This is a genomic window from Nocardiopsis halotolerans DSM 44410 (assembly GCF_000341065.1).
GTDB lineage: Bacteria > Actinomycetota > Actinomycetes > Streptosporangiales > Streptosporangiaceae > Nocardiopsis > Nocardiopsis halotolerans.
This window is the reverse complement of sequence record NZ_ANAX01000084.1, coordinates 1-9821: the sequence shown is the minus strand read 5'-3', so window position 1 is coordinate 9821 and position 9821 is coordinate 1. Positions and strand designations below refer to the sequence as shown.

General features: G+C 61.0%; 7 protein-coding genes and 1 pseudogene. 1 reads left to right on the top strand and 7 read right to left on the bottom strand.

Annotation, left to right across the window (positions count from 1 at the left end; translation table 11 throughout):
* A pseudogene (locus D455_RS32550) lies at positions 1–341 on the top strand (hypothetical protein); the annotation flags it as partial.
* 91 nt (positions 342–432) lie between these two features.
* On the opposite strand, the gene D455_RS0106580 reads toward D455_RS32550, so the two are convergent.
* The 7 genes from D455_RS0106580 to D455_RS29465 form a co-directional block, all read right to left on the bottom strand.
* On the bottom strand, positions 433–2154 hold the full coding sequence (locus tag D455_RS0106580) for a PQQ-binding-like beta-propeller repeat protein (RefSeq protein ID WP_017569959.1): 1722 nt from the start codon (positions 2152–2154) through the stop codon (positions 433–435).
* Positions 2155–2251: 97 nt separating this feature from the next.
* The gene (locus D455_RS0106575; protein WP_152487015.1) at positions 2252–3427 is read right to left on the bottom strand and encodes a hypothetical protein; all 1176 of its coding nucleotides are present in this window, start codon (positions 3425–3427) and stop codon (positions 2252–2254) included.
* 157 nt (positions 3428–3584) lie between these two features.
* On the bottom strand, positions 3585–4925 hold the full coding sequence (locus tag D455_RS33685; RefSeq protein ID WP_152487014.1) for an outer membrane protein assembly factor BamB family protein: 1341 nt from the start codon (positions 4923–4925) through the stop codon (positions 3585–3587).
* 16 nt (positions 4926–4941) lie between these two features.
* Positions 4942–7434, bottom strand: coding sequence for a TPR repeat region-containing protein (locus D455_RS29470; protein WP_152487013.1), 2493 nt, complete (start codon positions 7432–7434; stop codon positions 4942–4944).
* A gap of 42 nt (positions 7435–7476) precedes the next feature.
* A complete protein-coding gene (locus tag D455_RS0106565; RefSeq protein ID WP_017569956.1) occupies positions 7477–7797 on the bottom strand; it encodes a hypothetical protein in 321 nt (106 codons plus the stop codon).
* A gap of 202 nt (positions 7798–7999) precedes the next feature.
* Positions 8000–8173 (bottom strand): hypothetical protein, encoded by a 174-nt coding sequence (locus tag D455_RS34445; RefSeq protein ID WP_017569955.1) that lies wholly within the window; start codon positions 8171–8173, stop codon positions 8000–8002.
* Positions 8170–9744 carry a TRAFAC clade GTPase domain-containing protein gene (locus D455_RS29465; RefSeq protein WP_017569954.1) on the bottom strand — a complete coding sequence of 525 codons (1575 nt, stop codon included), beginning with the start codon at positions 9742–9744 and terminating at the stop codon, positions 8170–8172. Before D455_RS29465 ends, D455_RS34445 begins: the two co-directional genes overlap by 4 nt.
* Positions 9745–9821 lie beyond the last annotated feature (77 nt).

Here is a 9821-nt window from a genome sequence, read left to right as displayed (position 1 = left end):
GGCTTCCGCGTCTGGGCGGCCACCGTTCCGAGTTCGCCCGCGAGCACGCCCAGGCCGCCGCGATCCAGGCACGCCACCGCCACCTGATCGTCTACTACGGCGAAGCCACGCAATCCTTCTGGGCCATCACTCCGGCCGGAATGATCGAAGCCGCCGACGTCGACGAGCTTCTCCTGCTCCTGTGGTCGCACACCACCCAGCGCACCAACCCACCTGCCGCTCGGACGCAGTCCACCTCCGGACGTACTTTCGAACCCTTGTCCCTCTCCAAGCGGGTCCGCAGGAACGCCCGCACCGGCCGCCGTTCCTTCTCCCGGCCGCGTGCCTCCACACCCGCCTGACCGGTAACAAGCCGCTGTGGCTGCCTCGTCGGACCGGGGCAGCCACGGCAGTGCCTGGAGCGTCAGTCGCATTCCGTTCTTCGGTCAGGGCTCAGGTCACCGCCACAGCGGCGGTGATCCTGCCAGAGCCTCTCGCGTAAACGATCACGCCTCCCGGGACCACACGCACCCCAGCTCCCTCTTCCTCGGTCAGCTCACGTCCCAGGACGTTCTCGACTGTGTGTGGAGCCGTGCCCTCCCAGGGGTGGGCCGTCAGTTCCACCGCCCGGTCACCGCTTTCCGGCCATTCGACCGCGTAGAGAACCTCCTCCGTGGCGGCGAACCCCCGTTGCCCGTCCGTGGAAGGAAGCTCCAACGTGTGCTCGGGTTCTCCGTGGGCGTTGGTGAGGGTCAGGGTCGGATCCGATCCCAGGAGCACACCGGCCCCGGTCACGTTCTCCCAGAGGTAGGCGTCCAGCCAGTCCTGATTCGGACGGGGAGCCTGCCAATTTCCGGAGGTGAGTTCCTCACCCGTACGAGTGTCAATGGTGAAGTACGCGTCGGCATGGACATCGTAGCGGTAGAGAATGGCGCCGTCGGAGGAGACCGTGAGAGCACTCCCCGCAAAGTCGTTTGAGTTCTCGGCTTCGTGTGTCCACAGCAGTTCACCGGTGTTCGCGTCGAAGGCGTGCACCACCGGAACGGCCTCACCCCGACACCGGATTGTCGCGATGACCACGTCTTGAGTGATTTCGAGATCGAGAACGGGGTCTTCCTCGTCAGGAACACAGTCCGGTGTTTCCTGGAACCTCCATAGCAGGGCACCCGAGGACGCCCCGTACACATCCAGCGGAACCTGTGCCCCCGTCCGCACGACGACGCTCTCGTCCGCCAGAGGCTTTGCGTTCTCGGAGTCGTACGCCACCGGGGAGACCTTGTCAGCCAGGAGCCTCTGGTAATCCTCGGAGCGGTACAGGACCCGGCCGCTCGTCGTATCCAGTGTGACCCTCACCGTCATAGGATTGGGGTCGTCATCAGTTGAGGGGGGATACTCCTCCACGACAAGCGAGTTTCCATCCGCGGCGACCAGGTTCCGGATGTCCGATCCGGGCGTACGGTACCGCCACAGCTCTTCACCGGTGACGGCGTCCACCATCATCACCCCGTCGCTGAGCTCGAACAGCACTCCCGCGGTGAGCGCCTCCACTTTCCAAGCCGCGCCGTGGGGAACGTCCAAGGCATGGGGCACTCCCTCGATCTCGGTTGGGATCTCCCGGGCTGCGGACTCGGCTCTCGCGACCAGATGCTCCACTCCCGGCTGCGGGGGACGGAGCGCTCTCTCAGCCATGACACCCGCTCCGGCGGGAACCAGCAGAGTTAACACCGAGGCTAGGAACACCACCACTCCGCCACCAGGAATGCCGTGTTCCCTACGGTCGAGCAGGATCGCGACCGCCGCAAGGAGCACCTGGAATCCGCCCACTGCGACGGTGGCCACCACGGTCGGCATGAGCCGATACCGCTCCCCGGGGAAGAGTTCGAACTCCGTGTAGCCGCTCAGGTGGGAGAAGGCGACGGTCACGACCAGGACCGCGATCCCCAGGGACGCCCAGAGTAGGACGGACCTCATCGTCGAAGCCTCATCGGCCTCCGCTCGCACGTCCCGGAACCAGGTGACCACGAACACCACCGCGACGACCACGGGCCCGACAAGCACGTACGGCGGAGCTGATACGTGAGACGGGCCGACCCACGTGAGGACAAGATGGAGGAGGAGAGGTAGGAGGCCGATCAGGGCCCCCAATAGGGGTAAGTAGATGCGGGCTTTTTTCATGGTTCTACGGGTTCATCCTCGATCCCCATGTGGCCAGAAGGTAATTCCTTGACAATTTCCTGGCACCGGATGAGAGGAACGCTGCGCGGTGCTTGTCTCACGAAACGGCTTCTTCGATCGCTTCCAGCATCAGAGGGCTAACACCGCTGCCCATCGGTAGTTCGTCGATAGTGGGCAGGCGCGGTGTACCGTTCGGACTTTCGACGATCGGTGTACCTTCCGAACTGTCAACGAGCAATGACTCCGGGAAGTCCTCAAGGCGCATCACATTCGCCTCCATGAGGAGATGGGTTGTCTGCACCGCCGCGCTTCTGTCTATCGTTCTATACCTGCCTACGACAACAGCTCGAGGGGACGGATTCCCGTCCGTGTTGGCTGGGGTGAGCCAAGATTCTATCCCTTCGATATCCCACAAGCGGGGTTCATGCGATGCACCAGACGGGTCTCTGAGGTACAGGTAATCAGTGCCGAATTCACCAGACAGGACCCTGTGCAAGGGGTCGTTCTCTTTGCCCCTATACAAACCTTCGTAATCCACTACGAGCAATTCGGGTGGAGTCTCTGCCCCTGCTGCCGCGAACTCCCGACCCCACTCGAATTCGCCTGACTCAGGGTCCAAGGCGAACACCACGCTCGACTCCGCACCTGGGCAGAGAATCGAGACGAAGACTTTCTCAGTGGACGTGGCGACCTCGACGTCGTTCCGGGAGGGTTCATTACCGTCGCAGTATGCGGCTAGTCCAACCCGCCATATGTCGTCCTCTTCGTCCTCATTAGTCGGTTGCTCGCCAGCCAGAGTAAGCGGGTCCTCTTCGAACGTGAACTGCGTGTTCTCGTATGAGGCATCGATCAGAGAGGAAAAGCCTCCTGAAGGCATAGGGATGGGATCGATTCCCGTATCCCGACGTTGACCGGTCTCGGGACTCAGTACCGCGTAATGCACCTCGGCGGAACGCAGTCCGTCCACCCGGTAGGCCACGCGAACCGCGCCACCGCCAGGCCTGAAGCTGACGGCCACCTTCTGTCCGGGGACGCGGAAGTGCCAGCGTTCCTCTCCCCCGGGGTAGCCAACTCCGAACACGCCGTCCTCGGTGACTGCGACCAAAGAATTCTCTGCTGCGACGAGCCGTAGGGCATCGGGGTGATCCCAGTCAGCCGCGAACTCATCGAACTGGCCCACACTGTCCAACGTCTGCGGAGCCGTGATGCCCAGGTCCTCCGAGATCTGGTGATCGATGTCGGGTGGGTCCGGGGTCACCATCGGTTCGATCACACGCACCGAACCCCACAGGAGCACGAGCACTCCGGCAGTGGCCAGAACCACCCATCGTGGCCGGACACGCCGTCTTCTACAGTTCTCCGGTTCTGCCTTTGCCATCGTCAGCGATGATTTATTCGCATTATTTCTTTGTGTTGGATAACTGTCGAACTCAAACGATGCCAACTAGAATATTTGTTTCCTCGCCTGAGTTATTATCGGAGGACTGGCCTCGGATTACCAGCGCCCCAGGGGCCAATGTCATGTAAACAGGTGGTGCAATGATTCCATCGGCGACTCCGTCCTGATTCGGTTCACTGGGCACCTTCATGTCTAGATTGATCGTGTTGACTTCCTCTGCACCCCAGGGCATGACGGTGAGTTGAGCCTCGCTCCAGGAATTTCCATTCTTGTTTACATTTATTCGGGCGAGTACATCTTCCAGAGACGCGACATGTTTCTCCGCGTACGGGTCGGCTGATTCTGGTGGATCGATGCTAAGGATATCTTCTCCCTCGAAGGTTCCGCGGAAGTATGTTGATGAACTTGTATCTGCATCCCAGGCTGAATACGAGTAATTATCATCAGAGAACCCGACGATTGTATTTTTATCATCCAGAGGGTCAGAGGCGGGGGTCCCGTTTACTGGGTTGATTGCTAGATATCCTATTGTGGGGATATGGATAAACAGGAGTTTGCTACCGGGGTATGTGCTCAACCTTATTGAGCTGGGGGAAACAGGAGTCGCTACTGGATACTCCTCACGCCAGAGCTCTTCGCCGCTCATCGCATCGACTCCGATGAGAGTAGCAGTGGGCTCGGGGGTTTCTGAAGTACCTACAAGAACCACTGTTTCTTCAGAAGTGATGAATGGCCCAGGAGAGAAGGATGGTTTGCTCGCAATATTTGACATCTCCCATGCTTCTTCTCCCGTAGTAAGATCAAATGACCGAAGCCGGAGGCCCTCCTCGGAGCTATGGCTGTAAGAAACACGGTTTGTATTTGTCAACAGGCCAAAGTCAGTGAGGTGAGGCATTGCGGCTAGAAGTGTGTGGGTCTCGCGCGATGACTCATCGATTACCGCTGTGCGATCGCTGTTAATTTCTCCCGTGGAACTTTCCAGAACAAGGAGATCAAGTGAGTTGCTATTCTCCTGGGAATAGGTGAGAACGACGAGCGAGCCGTCAGGAGTTACGCCACTGCTGTTGAGTTTCTGCCCCGGGCGCCTGTAATGCCATATTTCCTCGCCGGTGTCTCCTTGGAGTGCGACAACTCCATCATTCAGAGATACTACAACTCCGCCTTTGAATGAGTGCGTGTCAGTAATGCTAGAATTTTCAGCAGCCTCCCACTCCCAGCCGACCCGTGTAATATTTTCCGGTACAGGTATCCTTTCAGTAGGGCTGTTGGAAACTTGGTGTAGAATATCTTCATTTGCGGGGTCTGCTGATTGGCAGCCGACTATAAGCGTGATCAAGACAGCGCTTGCAGCAGTGATGCATATTTTCTTCACGGCCACCCCAAAAGCCTTACAGTTCAGTTGAAATTCTCATAGTTCCGTTCATGGCATCCATGAAATCAGTGAAATGCGTTCCGATGTCTGTTTCAGGGGGGAGGGCTTCGAGTTCCTCATATCTGACGTTTTTCCAGGTCTCATTCCTCAGGCCGTTGGCTTCATCGTTTGTTTTTATGCCGTCCCACTGGCTTGGGTTGTTAATGAAATCACCTCCCGTGAGCATCTCCTCAGGCAGCTCCGCCCCATCCCAATTATCATTCTCTGATATGAGGTTGAATACTTCGTCCTTCACCTGTGCCTCCATTATAAGGGATACGTCTTCCTTGGTTGTTGTGTTTTCTGGCTCGGTTTGCAGGTCATTGCCCGCCATTTCTACATATTCCTTTGCAATTATCTTGAAGGCCTCTATTCCGTAAGCGTTCTTTAGTGATGGAGCCATCATGTCGATAGCGAACGTCCCCAGTTTTTCGTTCCTGTCCACTGCCGCATTATGGTTTTCGCTTCTAAGTACTGCTTCGTCTGCGATTCCTGACATGACGGCGTTAAGCAAGAGGCCTGATCTCCGAGGAGCGTGGTCTTCGAGTGCTGCCTGTTCGTCAGTGAAGTACTCACGAACGGACTCGTCAATGTATTCTTGGGTTGAGCTGAACATTTGGCTGGCAGCTTCCGGACTCCCTGCGATCATGCTGGCAAAAAAGCGCCTGTCATCCAGTTCAATGCGTAGTCCTGATGCTGGATCGTATCCAGTCGTGAAGCTTTCGTCCAATGCATTGTTCTCATCGATTGCATTAGAGTCTGCAAAAGTGTCAATGTATGTATCGAAAATATCTGCAAAGCTGTCTGCTATCTCTGGATTCAGATGTCCCATTGAAACGTTCCTCCATGTAAACTCCTCAGTGACTTCATTTCCTTCTTCGTCCTCTGTTGTGCGTGTGTCTTCGACTTGGTTTCCAGTTTGAATAAGGGCTTCCTGAACGTCAGGTCGAGTTATAACTTCGATGAAACCACTCAGAGCCCTGTCGGCTCTTTCCTTGATTTCTGTATTATCGCTATTTCCGTCCTCGGCTAGCCAGTCGGTGAGTCCTCGGATATCAGCACCATCGTCGTGCCACTCGTAGGTGAGCAGATTCTCAAGCGCGTCGGTGGGTTTGTCATTGGTGTAGTCCACACCCTCCTCAGAGTTGAGGTGCTCTCCGGTGAGCATGTAGTAGTTGGCATCCTTGTTGCGGGCAGCAACGTCGACAAGTTCACCGATTTCTTCAGAAGAAACCCAGTGTTCTGTGCTGTCACCCCATTGTCCTATGTATGCTCCAGCGGAAAGAGAGAGCCTGGTGGACAGTCCGTAGCCGCCTTTCATATCATCGTTTGTATGAGCGAACAACTCTGAAAGTGCTGCGTATGTTCGAGCATCTCCCTCCTGGGTGATGAGATCGCCAGGAATTTCTTCCTCGTCCGTGAAGGGGATGTCGATTGCATCGCGCACGCTTTGGGGTAGGTCCCCGTAGCCGCCACCGAAGTCTGGGTCGGACAGGGCGAGCAAACCATCCCCGAGCATGCCCAGTGCGTGCTCGCGTTCCTCGTTGGTTAGGTGATCGCCTTCCATCTGGACAGGAATGCCTACCACGCCCATGTGGTTGGGGCTCTCCTCCTCCAGTGTTTCGTAGAAGGTTCGGAGGAAATCCATCTCATCGGTGCGGTAACCCGTGCCCCCTTGCTGGGCTTGCATCGCGTTGGTGGTGATCATGCTCATCATGAGCATGAGTTCGTTGTAACGCTCATCGAGGGGCTTGTCGCCGGACCAGTAGTCCGAAAGTTCGTCGGCCCACTCCTCAGCGTTTTCCTCGGTCAGTTCCCGGCCGTCCACGAGCATCGTGTAATGGTTTGGGTCAATGTTGTAGAAGGCCCAAGAGTTGATGCCCGCGTCGATGAGTTCCTGAACGTTGGCCTTTGTGGGTCCTTCCTTCAGGTTGTCGGCGATTTCTTCGGCGTTATTCTCGAAGTTCTGATAGTTGGTGTTCGCGCGACCTATGAGCTCCGCCAGCTTCGCGGCGACCTCGTCGTAGATGTCCCGGCACTTGCTGGCGTCGCTGATGCCGAACAACCCACCGCGCTCGGGGTAGGTGGCGGTGATGGTCTGCCCCTGGTAGTCGGCCGGGATCTCGTCCTCTTTGGCTGTGCGGAAGTCGAACCACTCGGAGGTTTGCTCCTCGCGCTCCTTCTTGAACTCCTCCACGTGCGCCGCCCACTGCTCGATCTGGGACGCGGCGTAGGCGATCGCCACTCCGGCCTCCCGCCAGAGCTGGTAATCCTCGGCAGCTAGCCCTTGGATGTTCCAGGCGAAGATGTCGGTGAACTGTGTCGCGGCGGAGTTGAAACTGGCGTCCAGGTCGTCGGACTGCCCAAACATGCGTGCTTGGAGAACGTACAACTCTTCCGCGCGTTTTTTGATCGCCGGAGGGTTGGCGATCGTGTCACGAGGGCTGAAGGCGAGATCAAAAGTGGCCATGACTCACTTTGGAAGGGAGAGGGATGCAGGGAGAAGAGAGTTTCAGAAGTTGACGTCGAGATCCCACGGGGTGTTGTACGTCTCCGCGGCCTCCAGGTCATTGAGGGCCGTCTCGGAGGCTCCGGCCTGGATGTTGTTGGCCAATTGGAGGCCGTGTTCCTGGACCTCGACGATGGTCGGGGCGTACTCCTCCTTGTAGGAGCGCAGAGCCGATTCAACCCCGTCTTCGTGTGCGACGGTCTCGGCATCTTCCATGATCAGGTCGAACATGTCGGCCAGCCCTGCCATGGCCTCGGCGAGGGCTTCGGCGAGTTGACCGCCTTCGAGGGCCTCGATCGGATTGGCGCCAGCCTCGTCTGCCATGGCGGGGGACTCCTTCGGTCAGGGGTGGTGAGGGTGCATGGGTGGGGATGCTCCGTAAGTTAGCAGTTGTGACCAACCGTGCGCGGATCGGTATCGGGTTCCACATTCAGCGAAAGGGCTGGTCAGAGGGATTTCGAGCGATGAGAGTGGCTCAGGAGGGGTGGCCGGATCCGGTCACGTTTCGGCTGGTGGGGAGGGCGGCTCAGGAACCGGCGGCGATGCGGGCCAGGGCGTGGGCCCACACGCCCTGCACGGTGGTCACGCCCAGCCAGACCGCGGCGGCGATCATCGCCACGGTCACCGCGCCCGTGAGCACGTACGTCACCACGGCAATGGTCCGGCGGGTGCCCCGGTGCCCGGCTCCCCGGTAGGTCATCGCGTCTCCCTCGCGTACTCCGGCGGCCGGGGCCGTGCGTGCCGGGGGGAGTAACCGGCGAGCAGCGCGGTGAACGCCTCGTGCTCCCCCTCCAGCATCCACCGCAGCAGGACGCCCAGGCTGGGGTCGGCCCGCCCCTCCCCGTCGGTCACGGCCGAGGTCAGGAACACCCGGGTCCGCCCGAAGTCGGCCTCCGCGTCCCGCAGCAGGTTCCCCAGGCCCAGCGTCCGCTCCGCCCACTCCCGGGGGTCGGTCTCCCCGGGCGCGATGGCGGTCCCCCGAACCAGGTCGCCGCGCGTGACCACCACCGCCAGGCGGGCCCGGCGCAGCCCCCGACGACCCCGGCGCCGCCCCAGCATGCGGTACTGCCTGCGGATCTCGTCGCGCACCGCCCCGTACGCCAGTTCCGGGTCACGGGTGTGCGACCGGTCCCCGGCCAGCTGGTCCCTCTCCCGGGAGGTCAGCGAACGCCACACCGACTCGATCCCCAGCGGGTCCACCACCAGCACGAACGTCGACGCGCGCCCCAGGTAGGCCAGCTCCTCGGCGGTCGCCGACCGGTTGAACCGCTCGCCCGCCGCGTCGAACAACTGCATGAGCAGGGCCTTGTTGTCCACGCCCACCCGTACGGTCAGCCCGCGCACCTCGCGCCCCGGGGGAGTGGGCGCGGTCCGGTACCCCGACGAGAGCATCCGCTCGCAGTCCCGCAGCCGCCGCACCGTCTCCTCGCCCACGGGCTCCACGTACGCCTCCGGCGCGTGGCTCGCGGCCTGGGTCAGCGCCAGGTTCAGCCCGGTCACCAGCCGCGTCTTGCCCGCGCCGGTTCCTCCGAACAGGGGCAGCACGAACTCCCTGGCCTCGCCCGGCCGGTGCTCCAGACCCCGGTCGCAGTGCGGACACCGCGCCTCCAGGTCGGCCGAACCCAGGAGAAGCAGCGTCGGCAGGCGCGTTCCGCACAGGCACCGCCGCCGCCAGACCCCCCGGCTTCCGGGGCGGATGGAGCCGTGCCGCCGACCGCACCGCGCGCACAGGTACGCCGGGTACCCCAGCCGCAGGAAGCACCCCGGGCACACCATCCGTATCCGCCGGACCAGGAGGAGCCCCGAGTCGGCCAGGCGCAGCACGCCGACGGCCGCCCACGCGACGGCCAGGTAGAGACCCACCACCAGGGCGTGCACCAGGAACTGCGGCAGCAGGAACACACTCCACAGCGACGAGCCGGTCCAGATCCGGCCCACGATCGCGCGCAGGTCCCACCAGGCCGGACCGCCATGGTACGCGCGGTGCGCGGGGTCGTCCCCGTCCCCCGGCAGGGGTTCGTCCGGATACCCGCCGCCGAACAGCACCTCGTGCACACGGCACAGGTACAGCACCGCCAGGACGCACCATCCGACCAGGAGGGCGGTGCCGCCCAGGATCACCACGGCGCTCACCAGGCCCGCGAGCAACCACCACCGCAGCAGGTAGACGACCAGCAGGCACAGGAGGATTCCGGCGAGGACCAGGAACGCCGTGCCCAGCTGCGCGCCGCCGTCGTCCCACCGTGCCCGCGAGGCCGCCGCCCGCCTCATGACCGCCGCGCGCCCAGTCCGAAGAGCCCGCCGCGTCTGCGGGGCTCGCGCGACCGCTGCACCCACTCGTCGAAACC

Excerpts from the sequence above, each read along its gene's own strand:
- D455_RS29465 (WP_017569954.1), bottom strand. The coding sequence starts at position 9,744 with ATGAGGCGGGCGGCGGCCTCGCGGGCACGGTGGGACGACGGCGGCGCG.
- D455_RS29470 (WP_152487013.1), bottom strand. The coding sequence starts at position 7,434 with ATGGCCACTTTTGATCTCGCCTTCAGCCCTCGTGACACGATCGCCAAC.
- D455_RS34445 (WP_017569955.1), bottom strand. The coding sequence starts at position 8,173 with ATGACCTACCGGGGAGCCGGGCACCGGGGCACCCGCCGGACCATTGCC.
- D455_RS0106580 (WP_017569959.1), bottom strand. The coding sequence starts at position 2,154 with ATGAAAAAAGCCCGCATCTACTTACCCCTATTGGGGGCCCTGATCGGC.
- D455_RS0106565 (WP_017569956.1), bottom strand. The coding sequence starts at position 7,797 with ATGGCAGACGAGGCTGGCGCCAATCCGATCGAGGCCCTCGAAGGCGGT.